Below are 14,994 nucleotides of genomic sequence, written 5' to 3'. Positions count from 1 at the left end.
GTGGATTGCGCCGCTGCGCGATGCCGGCGCCGCCCCCCTCCGCCGGTTCGCGGCGGCGGGCCCGGGGGGGGGCGCACGCGGTGCCGTCGGGGGTCTCGCCGGGGGTCTCGTCGGGGGTCTCGTCGGGGGCTCTACTCGGACGGCGCCCAGTAGTCGAGGAGTGTGGCCACGCCCGGCTCCAGACTCTTCCAGGAGCCGTCGAAGGCGAGGACGGTGAAGGCCGCGGCCGGGAAGCCGCGGCGGGCCATCCGGCGGCGGGCGTCGCTCTCGTCCGGGCCCGCCAGGATCTCGGCGAGGCCGTGGATGCCCGGGTTGTGGCCGATGAGGACCACGTTCTGAGCGTCGTCCGAGGTCTCGTTGAGCAGGGCGATCAGCTCGCCCGGGGAGGCCTCGTAGATCCGCTCCTCGTAGACGGTTTTCGGCCGCTCCGGGAGTTCGTGGACGGCCAGCTTCCAGGTCTCACGGGTACGGGTCGCGGTGGAGCACAGGGCCAGGTCGAGGTGGATGCCGGTGTCGGCCAGCTTGCGTCCGGCGACGGGGGCGTCCATGCGGCCCCGCTCGGCGAGGGGTCGCTCGTGGTCGGTCACCGGTGGCCAGTCGGCTTTCGCATGCCGGAAGAGGACAATCCTGCGGGGTTCTGCGACGCTCATGGCATCCAGCTTCGCATGAAACAGGCCACGGGGCGGTGGGAGTTGGCGGGCGGCCGAGCCGGTGGTCAGCGGCCTGTCAGCTGCTGCACGCGCGCGAAGAGCTGACTGATCACGGGATCGCCCGCCGCCGCGTGCGCGTCCGTGGGGTTGAGCACCATGGCCAGCAGCGCGACGAAGGCGAGCGTGGGCAGGGCCAGGGCCCACCAGGGCAGCCGTATGTCGACGCCGCCCGTGGACGCCGGGTGCGGCCGGGGGTGCGTACGGGCCGACATGGGTGCCTCCGATGGTCTTCGAGTGAATCCGTGACCACGGCGAGCGGCCACAACTCGAAGGTACGGAGTCTGCGGCCCCCAACCCATCCGGAGACCCACCCAGTTGACCCTGACACTCGCCCCCTAGGGGACAGGGGGGACAGCCCTACCATCGGGCGTCATCGACGCCGTCATCGGCCGTCCCAGGGCGGCCGTATCAGTATCAGGACGGCCGTATCAGGACGGCCGCATCGGGCCGGCGGTCTCAGGGCGCGGCGATCGTCGCGACGATGGCGATGATCACGAAGATGGCGAAGAACGAGCCGAGGACGAGCAGCATCTTCTTCTGGCCGTTGCGGGGATTCGGGTCGAGGACTGGCATGCGGCCAGTCTCGCACCCCGCGCGGCCCCACGGGCCGCCGGGGTGAAGTCAGCGGGCCGCCTCGTCCTCCACGGTGCGGTCGCGCCCCGCCAGGATCCCGACCACCGTCTGCGGCACCATCAGGCCCGCCATCAGGGCGAGCGGCACCCCCCAGCCGCCGCTGCTCTGGTAGAGCACGCCCACCAGGAGGGGCCCGGGGATGGAGATCAGGTATCCGGTGCTCTGCGCGAAGGCCGACAGCTGGGCGACGCCCGCTCCGGTCCTGGCCCGCATGCCGACCATGGTCAGGGCCAGCGGGAAGGCGCAGTTGGCGACGCCGAGCAGCAGCGCCCAGGCCCAGGCGCCGGCGGCCGGCGCGAGATACAGGCCGGCGTACCCGGCGAGCCCGCAGGCGCTGAGCACCAGGACGATCGGGCCCTGCCGCGGCAGCCGCGCGGCGACGCGCGGGATGACGAAGGCCAGGGGAACGCCCATCACCATGGTCACGGCCAGCAGCAGCCCGGCCGTGCTCGCGGGCACGCCCGCGTCGCGGAAGATCTGCGCCATCCAGCCCATCGTGATGTAGGCGGCGGTGGCCTGGAGCCCGAAGAAGACGGCGAGCGCCCAGGCGGTACGGCTGCGGGTGATCCGCACCGCGGGCGGGTGGTGCCCGGCCGCGGATGCCCGGTCGGCGGGACGGTCCAAGAGCGCGGGCGCCTCACCGGAGGACCGGCCCACGCGCGCGGGCGCCTCACCGGAGGACCGGGGGTCCCGTGCGGCCGCCTCGCCGGCCGGCCCGGCGTCCCGCTGCCGCTGGCGCGGGCGCTGGCGCTGGCGCTGCCACACGAAGGGCGTCCACGGCACCACGGCCACCGCGGCGAGTCCCGCCCACACCGCGAGCCCGGACTGCCAGCGGCCGCCCAGCGCCTCGGTCACCGGCACGGTCACCGCCGCCGCGCCCGCGGTGCCCAGGGCCAGGGCCATCGAGTACAGGCCGGTCATGGACCCGACCCGGTCCGGGAAGTGGCGCTTGACGATCACCGGCATGAGGACGTTGCTGACCGCGATGCCCATCAGCGCCAGCGCACTGGCGGCCAGGAAGCCGGCCGTGCCGCCGACGTAGGGCCGCAGCAGCAGGCCCGCCGTGATGGCCGCCATGCCGGCGCACACCACCGCACCCGGTCCGAACCGGCGGGCCAGGCGCGGCGCCGTGACGCCGAAGACGGCGAAGCAGAGCGGGGGGACGGAGGTGAGCAGCCCGGCCACGCCGCCGCTCATGCCGAGCCCGTCGCGGACCTCTTCCAGGAGCGCGCCGAGGCTGGTGATGGCGGGGCGCAGGTTCAGGGCGGCCAGCACGATGCCGAACACCAGCATGCGCTGCGGCCACGCGCGCGTGGCGGGCGCCGGGGGCGCGCTCGCCGCCGGGGTGCGGACGGATGGGGTGGACATCGTCGTCCGGGATTCCTCGCTCACCATGCCAGCCATCATAGAATGATGGGATGATTGGTTGTCCGCGTCCAGGCGGACAGAGCGTTCCGCGCTCGTGCGAAGGTGTGCCATGCCCCTGAGTCATCCGCGCCGTTCCGCTCTGTCCGAGCAGGTCATCAACGCGCTGCGCGCCCAGATCACCAGCGGCGAGTGGCCGGTCGGCTCGCGCATCCCGACCGAGCCGGAGCTGGTCGAGCAGCTCGGCGTCGCCCGCAACACCGTCCGCGAGGCCGTCCGCGCGCTCGCCCACAACGGCCTGCTGGACATCCGGCAGGGGTCGGGCACGTACGTCGTGGCGACGAGCGAGCTGGCCGGCGTCATGCACCGCCGCTTCGCCGGTGCCGATCCGCGGCACATCGCCGAGCTGCGCTCCACGCTGGAGTCGGCCGCGGCGAGCCTCGCCGCCCGTCGACGCACGGAGAAGGACCTCAAGCAGCTCGACGCGCTGCTGCGGCGCCGCGAGGAGGCGTGGGCGTCGGGCGACGCGGAGGCGTTCGTGGCGGCGGACGCGACCTTCCACCTGGCGGTGGTGTCCGCCTCCCACAACGACGTGATGACGGCGATGTACGCGGACCTCGGCGAGGTGCTGCGGGACTGGCTGCGCGACGACGTCGGCGACGAGCTGACGCCGGAGACGTACATGGACCACACTCGGCTGGTCGAAGCGGTCCGCGCGGGGGACGCGGTGGCCGCAGGCGCCGAGGCCGCGGGCTATCCGTTCGTGTGCCGCCCCGGGCTGTTCACGCCCGCCGGTGGCTGATCCACACCGCGGCGACCTCTTTCCAGCACCGGGCGGTGAGCCGTACGGTCGCCGCCGGGCCGACGTCGACGCCGGCCGCGTCGGTGTCGAGGTCCCACCAGCGGGCGCACTCGACGTGCAGGCTGACACGGTCGGTCTGCGGATAGGGATTGTGGCAGTACGCGACCACGTGGGACCCGGTCACCCTGCTGCGGCACTCGGCGCCGAAGGGCTGCGCCCGGTCCGGGTCGCCGGCCGTCACACCTTCACCGGCCGTCACACCTTCACCGGCCGTCACACCTTCACCGGCCGTCACACGAGCGAGGGACGCCGCCTCGTACGGCGGAACCAGCACGAGAGCGACGGCGACGGTCACTGGGGCCAGGCTTCGGGACAGGCGCACAAGGGGACCTCCTCGGCCGAGCTGGGGAGGGATCGCGTGCTGGACGCGGGATCCGACGCGAGATCCGGAGTGAACGCGTAACCAGCGTGCGCCGTCGCGGCCCGGCTCCGCCCGGCCGCGCGGGCCGAACGGGTGACGCCCCGCTCCTCGCGCGGTGCGCGGAGCGGGGCGTCGCCGGTACGGAAAGGGGCAGGTCAGGCGCCGATGGCGTGCAGACCGCCGTCCACGTGCACGATCTCGCCGGTGGTCTTCGGGAACCAGTCGCTCAGCAGGGCGACGACACCGCGGCCGGCCGGCTCGGGGTCCTTCAGGTCCCACTCCAGCGGGGAGCGGCTGTCCCACACCGAGGCCAGCTCGCTGAAGCCGGGGATGGACTTGGCGGCCATGGAGCCGAGGGGGCCCGCCGAGATGAGGTTGCAGCGGATGTTCTGCTTGCCCAGGTCGCGCGCCATGTAGCGGCTGGTCGCCTCGAGGGCGGCCTTGGCCGGGCCCATCCAGTCGTACTGCGGCCAGGCGAACTGCGCGTCGAAGGTGAGACCGACCACCGAGCCGCCGTTCTGCATCAGCGGCAGGCAGGCCATCGTGAGCGACTTCAGGGAGAACGCCGAGACGTGCATGGCGGTGGCCACGGACTCGAAAGGCGTGTTGAGGAAGTTGCCGCCGAGCGCGTCCTGCGGGGCGAAGCCGATGGAGTGCACGACGCCGTCGAGCCCGCCGAGCTCCTCCCCGACGACGTCGGCCAGCCGGGCCAGGTGCGCGTCGTTGGTGACGTCGAGCTCGATGACCTTGGCGGGCTTCGGCAGCTTCTTGGCGATGCGCTCGGTCAGGGTGGGCCGCGGGAACGCGGTCAGGATGATCTCGGCGCCCTGCTCCTGGGCGAGCTTGGCGGTGTGGAAGGCGATGGAGGACTCCGTCAGCACACCCGTGATCAGGACGCGCTTGCCCTCGAGAATTCCGCTCATGTCGTTCAGTGACCCATTCCCAGTCCGCCGTCAACGGGGATGACGGCTCCAGTGATGTACGAGGCGTCGTCCGAGGCGAGGAACCGCACCGTCGCGGCCACCTCCTCCGGCTGCGCGTAGCGTCCGAGCGGCACCTGGGACACGATCGCGGCCCGCTGCTCGTCGGTGAGCACCTTGGTCATGTCGGTGTCGACGAAGCCGGGCGCGACGACGTTGAAGGTGATGTTGCGCGAGCCCAGTTCCCGGGCGAGCGAGCGCGCGAAGCCGACCAGGGCGGCCTTGGACGCGGCGTAGTTGGCCTGGCCGGGGCCGCCGTAGAGGCCGACGACGGACGAGATGAGGACGACCCGGCCCTTCTTGGCGCGCAGCATGCCGCGGTTGGCGCGCTTGACGACGCGGAAGGCGCCGGTGAGGTTGGTGTCGATGACCGAGGTGAAGTCCTCCTCGGTCATGCGCATCAGGAGCTGGTCCTTGGTGACGCCGGCGTTGGCCACGAGTACCTCGACCGGGCCGTGCTCGGCCTCGATCTCCTTGTAGGCCTGCTCCACCTGCTCGGTGTCGGTGATGTCGCACTTGACGGCGAGGAAGCCGGCCGGCGGCTCACCCGACCGGTACGTGATCGCAACCTTGTCGCCGGCGTCGGCGAAAGCGCGGGCGATGGCGAGGCCGATGCCCCGGTTGCCTCCGGTGACGAGAACCGAGCGGCTCAACGGATCACCCTTTCGATAACGTTCTGATACCCCCGCCCGGACACCTGGATGGCAGGCGGCTTCCCGGAAAACCTATCGGTCCGGTCCCGGCCGGGGACATTGGGGCATCCACAGTGGCTCGGGCCACGCCCTGTCGGATCCCTACAGTCGGGGCGGCACGGAGGCGCTCTGTGGTCGGTCCGGCATTCCGGGGGCGTGGGCGGGCAGGCCTTCTTTACGCGCTGCGCCGAGCATCCTGCGGTCGTACGTCACGAATGCCGCCAGCTCCCGCTCCATCGAGAGGGCGCTCGCCACGTGGAGGGCATCCAGTGCACGCAGACCGGGATCGACGCGGGTGGCCAGGTCACGGACCTCACGGCCGAGGAGGATTTCCGTCACCCGCTCATCGAGATCCGTCAGAGCCCGGGGGAAACTGCCCGCCCGGTCCAGATGCCGCACCGTCTCGACGAAACCGACGGTACAGGTGGCCAGCGGGGCCTGCGGAAAGCTCGCGAGGAAGGATTCGAGTGCGGAGGCGTTCATCCTCCCGGTCAGCAAGGTGATCAACGCGGAGGAGTCCATGTAGATCACCGGTAGTACTCCTCGCGCTCGGCGAGCAGGGACTCCAGCGGATCCGGCGCGCCGTCCGGGATGCCGTACCGAGGGAAGTCCGCGAGGTCGGCCACGGTCGCCGCCTTGAGCTTGATCTTCCCCTGGGCCACCAGGTGTGCGTACCGCTCCATCGGCCCCCCGCTCGGAACCAGTATCGCGATGACGTTGCCGTGCCGGGTCACCTCGACGGTCTCCCCCTTCTCCACGCGGGCGAAGACGGCGCTGGGGTTGTGGGAAAACTCGCGGACGGAGATGGCGCTCATAGCGGGCTCCCTCGACAGGACAGGCATTGTGCCTACATACGTGCGATTGTACCTACACATGGAGTCGATGGCCTGGCCCCGCGTTCACCCGTTCGCGGGATTTCCCCGGTGGTGGGACGGGTCGGCTCGGTGAGCACGCCGAGGGTCTCCGCTGCCCGTCAGGCGGCCCGCACCGCGCGCGGTGTCGACGGATTCGGCGAGCGCCCCGACTGTCGCGGCCAGCTCCCGCCAGGGCCGGGACAGGTCGACGACGTGCCGGAAGATCCTCAGCCGTCCTTCTCCCACCGGTACCTCGATGACGCCCTCGCTCCCCGAGGCGTAGACGAGATGCCCCTCGGCGAGGCCGAGGCGCACACAGTACGCCGTCATCTGGTAGAGGTCGTCGCGCTGCGGCCTGGTCTTGAACTTGGCGTCGACGACGGCAGCCGGACGCTGGACGCCGTCGTGAGGTGAGGGCAGGTAGTGCACGAGGTCCGGCCTGAGCGGGTGCCGGCCGGCCGTGTCGAGGAAGTGGCTGCGGTCCTGGGCTTCGGGCCGGCCACCGACGCGGTGGCGCAGTGCCTCGCCGACCGCCCGGGCGAGGTAGGCCTCGAAGAGCCGCCACATGACGACCAGCATGCCGTCGACGGCGAGATGACGGCCGTCGGCGAATTCGTACGAGCCGCCGCGCATGACGAGTTCGGCCAGGGCGAGGGCATGGGCGTAGCGGGCGCTGCGGCGGCCTGGGGTCCACTGGGGCGGGCGGGCTCCGGCGGGCAGGACCTGAACGCCGTCGAGGCGGACGGTGAGCCGTTGCAGGGCGGCCCGGAGGCCGGGGTCGAGACCGGGGACGCGCAGCAGGCGGAGGGTGGCGGCGAGGAGGAGACGGTTCTCCGGTATGTCGGGGGTGTGGTCGTCGTAGACGACTTCCAGGGGGACCGGGACGCCGGGTCTGCGGCGGATCTGGTCGGCGTGCCGGATGCGGCCGCGTACGACGGGCAGCGTGTCGTCCGTCTCCCGGTAGTCATGCAGGACGCCCTGGCCGAGGGCGTGTCCGGCGGCCGAGACGAAGGTGTGGGCAAGGGCGGGCAACAGGTCGGGGCGGGATTCGGCGGTGACCGGGCGGGGGTCGAACCGGACACGGTCCGGGGCGTATGCGACGAGGTGGAGGAGACGGTCCACGGGCACTTTGGGGTTGATGGTCAGCTGTACGGTCCCCTCGCCCGAGCCGAGTCGTACGGAGCCGACGCGGTCCTTCGCCCTCAGTCTCCAGCGGGTCGCGCTCTCGGGGTGCAGATCGAGCAGTTCGGGGTGCTCGGCGAGGGTCGCGAGCTGGAGCGGTGTGAGGTCGTAGGCGGTCCAGCCGCCGCCCTCCTTCAGCTCGACGAGGCGGGCGGGGTGGCCGCACCAGGGGGAGCGGGTGTGGCGGAGGTTCACGGCTGCGCCGGGACGTCGCCGGTGTCGGCGGCGGTGGGCGGCCGGATGCCCAGCCGCTCGCGCAGGGTGTCGAGTGCGTACACCGTCTCCACCTCGACCCCGTCGCCCCAGTGGTGTTCGGTGAGGAGCGGGATGATCTGGGTGCGCCACAGGCGTTCGAGGGCGCCGTCGCCGGTGTGGGCGAGGTCCTGCATGAAGTACGACGGCCCGACGCGGAAGGAGCGCTCGCCGGGGTTGCCGTCCGCGAGCATCCGGTTGATCTCGTCGAGGAGCTGTGCGTGGGAAACGTCCGTCGTGGCCGGGTCCTCGCCGCGCTGCTCCGCACGCCCACGCAGCCAGGACTCCAGCACACCCGACACCGGCGGTATGTCGGGATGGAGCTCGACGAAGGAGAAGCGGCGGCGCATGGCCGCGTCCATGTACGCCACGGAGCGGTCGACGGTGTTCATCGTGCCCAGGATGTAAAGGTTGGGCGGGAGGCGGAAGCCGCGGCCGTCGTCGGAGCCGTAGAGGAGGTGGACGCGCTCGTTGCGGTATTCCAGGAGGAAGTACAGCTCGCCGAAGATCTTCGCCAGGTGGCCGCGGTTGATCTCGTCGATGACGAGGACGAACACCTCGGCGGGGCGCCGCTCGGCCTCGTCGGCGAGCTTGCGCAGGGGCCCGCGGACGAGGTCGTAGCCGAGTCCGCCGCCGCCGTCCCCGCCCGTGTCCTTGCCGCCGCTCAGGCGCGGGCGGATGCCTTCGAAGAAGTCCTCGTAGGCGTAGGCGGGATGGAACTGGACGAGCCGTACGTTCGTCGCGCCGGAGGCTCCGGCCAGGTGGCGGGCGAGGGCGAGCGCGATGTACGTCTTGCCGGTGCCGGGCGGCCCGTGGAAGATCAACTGCGGGGTGGCGCGGAGGAGTTCGACGCAGTCCTGGAGCCAGGTGGCGTCGGGCATGTTGAGCCCGGCGGCCAGTTCGGCGGTGGCGTCGGGCAGCACGGCCGGGCCCTTGGGTTCCGGCGCGGTCCGCGGCATGTCCTCGGTCAGGGCGAGCACGGTCTCGGCGTACTCGGTGGCCTCCAGGACCTGGGAGTCGGCGTCCTGGACGACGGCGGACAGCCCGGAGGGCAGGTCCTTGAAGAAGTCGAGGGGTTTGTCGAGGTTGCGCCACTCGACGGGACGCGTGAGCTGGTCGGCGGCGCGGGCGGCCGGGCCGTTCACCACTCCGACGTAGGTGTCGAAGCCGTCGGTGGAGAGCACGATGTCCCCCGGGCGCATCCGGTTGAGGAAGGCGTCCAGTTCGAGGGCGACGGCTTCACGGCGGGTCGGCGCGGTGGCCGGAAGGGCCGCCTCGACGACCCTCCGGACGCTCGCCAGGTCGTGGCCGCCCACCCCCCAGGGCAGGGACCCGGCGTCGAGGGTGATCACGGACTGTTCGCGCCACGGCCCCCGGATGAGCGGTATGCCGCTGGCCGCGTCCTTTCCCCGGATGATCCAGAGCTGGCGGGGGAGCTCCGGTTCGGTGTCGCCCGCCTCGGCCGGCTGGGCGGCCGCCGTCAGCGCGTCCCACACGGGCATCCGGCGGTCGGGCAGGGCGCGTACGGTGTCGAGGCTGCTGCGGCCGGTGTCGAGCAGGCCCTCCTCGTCGAGCAGGGAGCGCCACAGGTCACGCTCGTGGGGCCACAGGGGCAGTCGGTCGCCGGCGACGCCGTCCTCACCGAGCGCGAGATACCAGCCTCGCGGACGGGAGCCGAGCAGGTAGGGCCCGAGGACGTCGGGGTCCACACTGAATGCCTCGGCCAGCTCCTTCAGCACCACCCAGTGACCGCCGTCGGGGAGCTTCTCCAGCGCGGTCACCGCGACGAGGCAAAGCTGCTTCTGTCGCTCCCACCGGCGGTAGCGACGGGAGGCCTCCCCGTAGAAGTCCACCGGGTCCGGCCAACGGCCGAGGGCGTCCCGGCCCAGTCCGGTGAGCTGCCAGCGGCGCAGGCCGCGATGTAACCACCCGGCCTGGACGAGGTTGCCCGCCGACCGGTTGACGTAGTCCTTGAACGGAGTGTTGTTCTCCTGCGGGGACTCGTCGTTCGCCAGCCGCCACTGTGCCTCCAGCCTTGGCTCCCGAGAGAGCACCCTCTTCCACAGCTCCCCGTAGACCAGGCCGTCCTGCGGGGCTTCCTCGGCCAGGATGGCGGCGGCGGTGCGGAGGGCACGGGCGACGACGGTGGTGATGCTGGGCACGGCGTCCATTCATCGCAGGGGGACGGTGGCCGCCGCCCGGCACGCGCGCGGGCACGGCAGGGGGCGGCCGTGCGGCTCAGTCCAGGCCGACCGGCGTGATCGGGGTGACCGGCATGTCGTCCGGTCCGTTCGTCTGTACGAGCAGCAGGTCACCGACCGTCGCGTCGCGGCCCAGGCCGAGGCTGGAGACCGGGACTGCGCCGGGCGCCTCGGCGGTGCCGACGGGCTGCAGGCGTAGTTCGCCGACCGCGCCCTGGTAGGCGAGGACGGCCCACACCTCGTCGTGCCCGATGCGGGAGACGACCCTGCTCAGCCGGTCGGTCAGGACCGCGCAGACGACGGTGAGCCGCTGCTGCTCGGTACGGGGAAGCGCGGCGATCCGCTCCAGCACACCTGGCAGGGCCAGCGTGCCCTCCAGCAGGCGCTGGACGGTCTCGCGCTCGTGTTCCCGTTCGTCACCGGTCCCGGCGGTGGTGAAGTGGACCAGGGGTAGCCCGTCGTCCAGGGTGCGCTGCCATTTCGGCAGCATGAAGTCGATGGCCAGCGCCTCTTCGCGGGTGGGCGGGTGCACGTCGTCGCCCTCGCCGAACTGGGCGAGCCACGCGTTGACGTCTCCCCAGCGCCACACGGGCGAGCGTCCCGCCATGCCCTCCGGGTCGGGGAAGGGAAGCTTGTCCTGCCGCCGCTCGCCGTTGACCCACTGCTGGACGTTCTGCCGTGAGCGCTCCACCCGCTCGGCGATGTCGGACACGCCGACCAGGTCGGGGTCGGTGCGTAGCAGGCGCAGACCGGGAAGGGACTTCCGCAGCCGTACGACGATGCGGTGGGCGGCGTCGATCGCGCTCGCCCCGCTCTCGGAGACGTCGAGGAAATGCCGGCCTCTGTGCCAGGTCAGCAACCCGTCGAAGGTGTCGTGGACGATCCCGACGGCCTCGTCGTCGTCCATTCTGATCCCGTCCACCACGAAGTGGAACTCGTAGTCCATGACGCCCCAGCCCCCCATGCGTATGCCTGTTCGCTCCTGGCTCCTGCTATGCCTGCGCCTCTCACTCCAGGGAACGCCCCCCTGGCGCAAGCTTCACCGAATCCGACCGTGTTGTCAATTGACAACAAGTGATCATTTGGCGTTGCCGCCGTGGAGGGCCGCACGCGGGTCGTCGGGGGGCAGCGGGCACAGCTTCGCCCTGCGCTGGACGCGGCGGGCCTCCTGGCCGGGGTTCTTCGGAGTACCTCCGACGCGGATCGCCGTGCAGTGCTCTTCGCACGGGCAGTAGAGCGTGCCCCAGTGCCCCTCCGACCTGAGCATCCACCCGTCGGCGACGAGCCGCTTGAGGACCTCCCTGACCTCCTTGCTCGGATGGTCCGCCGCAGCGACCTCGCGTCCGACCACGTACGCCTCCACCAGCCGTCGCCTGTCGAAGAGTTGACCGTCAACTCCAGATGGCCGACCAGTCTAAGGGGCGCCACTGACAACCGCCGAAAACGCAACTGACCTACATCAGGGGGCCGTTGCGGAAGATGATCGTCAACTACACAGGAAACGGACGCGGAGCCGTGGACAGCGCGCACTCCGCCCAGACGGTCTTGCCCGGCCCCCTGCGTGCGTCGACCCCCCATCGTGCGGCGACGGCCTCGACCAGGAGCAGGCCCCTGCCGCCGTCAGCGTCGTCGGGGCTCGCGCCCGGCAGCGGGGGCTCCGGTCGCATCGGATGGGTGTCGGCCACCTCCACGCGCACGACACCGGAGGCGCGGTCGCAGCGCAGCCGCAGCTCGAAGTCGCGGCCGGGGACGCGGCCGTGCAGGACGGCGTTGGCGGCGAGTTCGGCGACGACCAGGGCGACGGTGTCGGAGGCGGGGCTGCCGTAGGGGATGCCCCACAGGTCGAGCCGGTGGGTCGCCAGCCGGCGGGCGAGTCGCGCGCCGCGCCGGGTGGCGGAGAAGCGCTGGACGAACACACTTACGGTAACGGCCCCTTGGGCTTGCGGTGCTGGCATGCGGCCAGCGTTCCGGCACCTCCGACCCTGCCAACAGGCACGACACCCATACAGGCGCGCTTGTACCAGTGCACACTGTGGACTGGGTGAGTAACTCGCCGTGACCATGGATCTGTTGAGCGGGTTGAGCGGGGTCGGCGAGAACGTGAGCACGGGAGGCACGCGGCGATGACGGCGGACCACGGTGGAGACGGCGGTACGAACAGCGAACCGGAACTCTCCGACAGTCTCAAGACCTTCGGGGCGGTTCTGAAGGCGCTGCGGGAGGAATCCGGCCTTACGCAGGAGGAGTTCGCGGCACGCGTGCAGTACTCGGCCGCGTACGTCGCCAAGATCGAGCAGGGGAAGCGGTTCCCTCCGGGGGATCTGCCGGCGCGGGCGGAGGAGGTGCTGGGGCCGGTCGCAGTCAAGGTCCTCGCTGCGGCGGCGCGGAGTTTGACGAGGAGGGCGGTCCTTGCGTCCTGGTTCCGGCAGTGGGCCGGGATCGAGGAGGAGGCGATCTCTCTCTACGCGTACGAGTGCCGGGCGGTGCCGGGGTTGTTGCAGCCGGAAGCGTACATCCGGGCGATCTTCGACCGGCGGCTGCCGCCGGCGTCGGAGGAGCAGATCGAACGCGAGGTTGCGTCTCGGCTGGATCGACAACAGCTCATTTCCTCCAACCAGAGCACCGCGTTCAGCTTTGTCATCGAGCAGAGTGTGCTGGAGCGGCGCATGGGAGGACCCGATGTGACCGGACACGTGATCAACAACCTCCTTGAGATGAGCACGCGTCGCAATGTCGAGATCCAGATCATGCCCACCGTCCAGGAGGATCACTGTGGAATCGACGGTCAGATGTACCTGGCCGAGACGCCCACTCACCAGTGGATCGGGTACACAGAGGGACAACGATCGAGCAGTCTGATCTCCACTCCCAAAGACGTCAGCGTCCTGCTCCAACGCTATGGCAAGCTGCGTTCACAGGCCCTGGACTGCCGGGCTACCGTGACGCTGCTGGAACAGATGCGAGGAGCGCTATGAGCACTACCGACGAGCTGAGCTGGTTCAAGAGCAGCTACAGCGGCAGCGAGAACGACAACTGCGTCGAGGTCGCCGTGCACCCCGAGGCAGTGCGCATCCGCGACTCCAAGGACAAGGGGATCCGTCCTCTCGTCGTCGCACCGACCGCCTGGGCGGCGTTCACGGCGCTCGCGGCAGGCTCGTCGCTGGACGGCTGAGTCGGTGACGTAGGCGTACGGCACGGGCGGGTACGGGAGAGATCCCGTACCCGCCCGTTCGTCTGTGCCCGCGCGGGGAACCGACCCTGCGCATTTCCGGGGAATGCGCCTGGTGAGCCGTGGTTCACTGCTTGCGACGGTCATCACAGGCGAGCAGTCCGAAGGGATCACACCCGTGCCCCATGAAATCGACCCAGCATTTCTGGCACTCCCCCTGCGCCCCCTGGCGGACGCCGCGCTGGCACGCGCGCGTGCGCTGGGCGCGGAGCACGCGGACTTCCGGTTCGAGCGGGTGCGCAGCGCCTCCTGGCGCTTCCGGGACGCCAAGCCGGCCGGTTCCTCGGACACCACCGACCTGGGGTACGCGGTGCGGGTCGTGCACGGCGGCACGTGGGGCTTCGCGTCGGGGGTGGACCTGACGCTCGACGCGGCCGCCAAGGTGGCGTCCCAGGCGGTGGCGATGGCGAAGCTGTCCGCCCAGGTGATCCGGGCCGCGGAGTCGGACGAGCACGTGGAACTGGCGGACGAGCCCGTGCACGCCGACCGGACGTGGGTCTCGTCGTACGAGATCGATCCGTTCACCGTGCCCGACGAGGAGAAGTCGGGGCTGCTGGCGGAGTGGAGCGCGCGGCTGCTGGCGGCGAACGGCGTCAACCACGTCGACGCCTCCCTGCTCACCGTGCACGAGAACAAGTTCTACGCCGACACCGCGGGCACCGTGACCACCCAGCAGCGCGTCCGGCTGCACCCGCAGCTCACCGCCGTGTCCGTGGACGAGTCCAGCGGCGAGTTCGACTCGATGCGGACCCTCGCGCCGCCCGTGGGCCGCGGCTGGGAGTACCTGCGGGGCACCGGCTGGGACTGGGAGACGGAACTGGAGCGGATCCCCGAGCTGCTGGCCGAGAAGATGCGGGCGCCGAGCGTCGAGCCGGGCCTGTACGACCTGGTCGTCGACCCCTCCAACCTGTGGCTGACCATCCACGAGTCCATCGGCCACGCCACCGAGCTGGACCGCGCGCTCGGCTACGAGGCCGCGTACGCCGGCACCTCGTTCGCCACCTTCGACCAGCTCGGCAAGCTCCGCTACGGCTCCGAGCTGATGAACGTCACCGGCGACCGCACCGCCGAGCACGGCCTGGCGACCGTCGGCTACGACGACGAGGGCGTCGAGGCGCAGTCCTGGGACCTGGTCAAGGACGGCACCCTGGTCGGCTACCAGCTCGACCGGCGCATCGCGAGGCTGACCGGTTTCGCGCGGTCCAACGGCTGCGCGTACGCCGACTCCCCCGCGCACGTGCCGGTGCAGCGCATGGCCAACGTGTCGCTGCGGCCGGACCCGGCGGGGATGTCGACGGAGGACCTGATCGGCGGGGTGGACCGCGGGATCTACGTCGTCGGGGACCGGTCCTGGTCGATCGACATGCAGCGCTACAACTTCCAGTTCACGGGCCAGCGGGCGTACATGATCCGCAACGGCCGCCTCGAAGGGCAGCTCCGGGACTTCGCCTATCAGGGGGTCACCCCCGAGTTCTGGGGCTCCATGGAGGCTGTGGGAGGACCCCAGACCTACGTGCTGGGAGGCGCCTTCAACTGCGGGAAGGCGCAGCCCGGCCAGGTCGCCGCCGTGTCCCACGGGTGCCCGTCGGCGATGTTCCGGAGCGTCAACATCCTGAACACCACGGGCGAGTCGGGCCGTTCCTGAGGCAGGGGCCGTCTCATGAGGAGCGACG

At 71.2% G+C, this 14,994-nt stretch carries 18 protein-coding genes; 4 read left to right on the top strand and 14 right to left on the bottom strand.

Annotation, left to right across the window (positions count from 1 at the left end; all coding sequences use genetic code 11):
* Positions 1-131: 131 nt before the first annotated feature.
* The 4 genes from AB0G63_RS22965 to AB0G63_RS22950 form a co-directional block, all read right to left on the bottom strand.
* Complete coding sequence (locus AB0G63_RS22965; protein ID WP_360753219.1) at positions 132-650, bottom strand: histidine phosphatase family protein; 519 nt, start codon at positions 648-650, stop codon at positions 132-134.
* 65 nt (positions 651-715) lie between these two features.
* Entirely contained in the window at positions 716-922 is a 207-nt protein-coding gene (locus AB0G63_RS22960) for a hypothetical protein (RefSeq protein WP_360753217.1), read from the bottom strand.
* A gap of 244 nt (positions 923-1,166) precedes the next feature.
* Positions 1,167-1,283, bottom strand: coding sequence for an SGM_5486 family transporter-associated protein (locus tag AB0G63_RS22955; RefSeq protein ID WP_360753214.1), 117 nt, complete (start codon positions 1,281-1,283; stop codon positions 1,167-1,169).
* 48 nt (positions 1,284-1,331) lie between these two features.
* The gene (locus AB0G63_RS22950; RefSeq protein WP_360753211.1) at positions 1,332-2,750 is read right to left on the bottom strand and encodes a CynX/NimT family MFS transporter; all 1,419 of its coding nucleotides are present in this window, start codon (positions 2,748-2,750) and stop codon (positions 1,332-1,334) included.
* A 70-nt stretch (positions 2,751-2,820) separates the two neighbouring features.
* Between AB0G63_RS22950 and AB0G63_RS22945 the strand changes: the two genes are divergently transcribed.
* The gene (locus AB0G63_RS22945; protein ID WP_360753209.1) at positions 2,821-3,510 is read left to right on the top strand and encodes a FadR/GntR family transcriptional regulator; all 690 of its coding nucleotides are present in this window, start codon (positions 2,821-2,823) and stop codon (positions 3,508-3,510) included.
* Here the strand turns inward: AB0G63_RS22945 and AB0G63_RS22940 are convergent.
* The 10 genes from AB0G63_RS22940 to AB0G63_RS22895 all read right to left on the bottom strand — a co-directional run bounded on the left by AB0G63_RS22940 (position 3,491) and on the right by AB0G63_RS22895 (position 12,008).
* The gene (locus AB0G63_RS22940; protein WP_360753206.1) at positions 3,491-3,892 is read right to left on the bottom strand and encodes a hypothetical protein; all 402 of its coding nucleotides are present in this window, start codon (positions 3,890-3,892) and stop codon (positions 3,491-3,493) included. The genes AB0G63_RS22945 and AB0G63_RS22940 overlap by 20 nt on opposite strands.
* A 194-nt stretch (positions 3,893-4,086) precedes the next feature.
* A complete protein-coding gene (gene fabI, locus AB0G63_RS22935) occupies positions 4,087-4,854 on the bottom strand; it encodes an enoyl-ACP reductase FabI (protein WP_360753204.1) in 768 nt (255 codons plus the stop codon).
* Positions 4,855-4,859: 5 nt separating this feature from the next.
* On the bottom strand, positions 4,860-5,564 hold the full coding sequence (gene fabG, locus AB0G63_RS22930; protein ID WP_360753201.1) for a 3-oxoacyl-[acyl-carrier-protein] reductase: 705 nt from the start codon (positions 5,562-5,564) through the stop codon (positions 4,860-4,862).
* 141 nt (positions 5,565-5,705) lie between these two features.
* Positions 5,706-6,125, bottom strand: coding sequence for a type II toxin-antitoxin system VapC family toxin (locus AB0G63_RS22925; RefSeq protein WP_360753227.1), 420 nt, complete (start codon positions 6,123-6,125; stop codon positions 5,706-5,708).
* 5 nt (positions 6,126-6,130) lie between these two features.
* Positions 6,131-6,418 carry a type II toxin-antitoxin system Phd/YefM family antitoxin gene (locus AB0G63_RS22920; protein WP_360753199.1) on the bottom strand — a complete coding sequence of 96 codons (288 nt, stop codon included), beginning with the start codon at positions 6,416-6,418 and terminating at the stop codon, positions 6,131-6,133.
* Positions 6,419-6,502: 84 nt separating this feature from the next.
* Positions 6,503-7,834 (bottom strand): restriction endonuclease, encoded by a 1,332-nt coding sequence (locus AB0G63_RS22915; RefSeq protein ID WP_360753196.1) that lies wholly within the window; start codon positions 7,832-7,834, stop codon positions 6,503-6,505.
* The gene (locus AB0G63_RS22910; RefSeq protein ID WP_360753193.1) at positions 7,831-10,053 is read right to left on the bottom strand and encodes an AAA family ATPase; all 2,223 of its coding nucleotides are present in this window, start codon (positions 10,051-10,053) and stop codon (positions 7,831-7,833) included. Before AB0G63_RS22910 ends, AB0G63_RS22915 begins: the two co-directional genes overlap by 4 nt.
* Before the next feature lie 76 nt (positions 10,054-10,129).
* Entirely contained in the window at positions 10,130-11,056 is a 927-nt protein-coding gene (locus tag AB0G63_RS22905) for a hypothetical protein (protein ID WP_360753190.1), read from the bottom strand.
* Positions 11,057-11,170: 114 nt separating this feature from the next.
* Positions 11,171-11,443, bottom strand: coding sequence for a hypothetical protein (locus AB0G63_RS22900; protein ID WP_360753187.1), 273 nt, complete (start codon positions 11,441-11,443; stop codon positions 11,171-11,173).
* Positions 11,444-11,582: 139 nt separating this feature from the next.
* The gene (locus AB0G63_RS22895) at positions 11,583-12,008 is read right to left on the bottom strand and encodes an ATP-binding protein (RefSeq protein WP_360753184.1); all 426 of its coding nucleotides are present in this window, start codon (positions 12,006-12,008) and stop codon (positions 11,583-11,585) included.
* 207 nt (positions 12,009-12,215) lie between these two features.
* On the opposite strand from AB0G63_RS22895, the gene AB0G63_RS22890 reads away from it, so the two are divergent.
* The 3 genes from AB0G63_RS22890 (at position 12,216) to AB0G63_RS22880 (ending at position 14,966) form a co-directional block, all read left to right on the top strand.
* Positions 12,216-13,067, top strand: a complete 852-nt coding sequence (locus tag AB0G63_RS22890; protein ID WP_360753181.1) for a helix-turn-helix transcriptional regulator — start codon at positions 12,216-12,218, stop codon at positions 13,065-13,067.
* Entirely contained in the window at positions 13,064-13,264 is a 201-nt protein-coding gene (locus AB0G63_RS22885) for a DUF397 domain-containing protein (protein WP_360753178.1), read from the top strand. Before AB0G63_RS22890 ends, AB0G63_RS22885 begins: the two co-directional genes overlap by 4 nt.
* A gap of 175 nt (positions 13,265-13,439) precedes the next feature.
* Positions 13,440-14,966, top strand: a complete 1,527-nt coding sequence (locus AB0G63_RS22880; RefSeq protein ID WP_360753175.1) for a TldD/PmbA family protein — start codon at positions 13,440-13,442, stop codon at positions 14,964-14,966.
* Positions 14,967-14,994: the final 28 nt, after the last annotated feature.

The sequence above is a fragment of the Streptomyces sp. NPDC020996 genome (assembly GCF_040641355.1).
Taxonomy (GTDB): domain Bacteria; phylum Actinomycetota; class Actinomycetes; order Streptomycetales; family Streptomycetaceae; genus Streptomyces.
The sequence above is the reverse complement of the archived record's forward strand: the minus strand, read 5'-3'. Positions and strand labels throughout refer to the sequence as shown.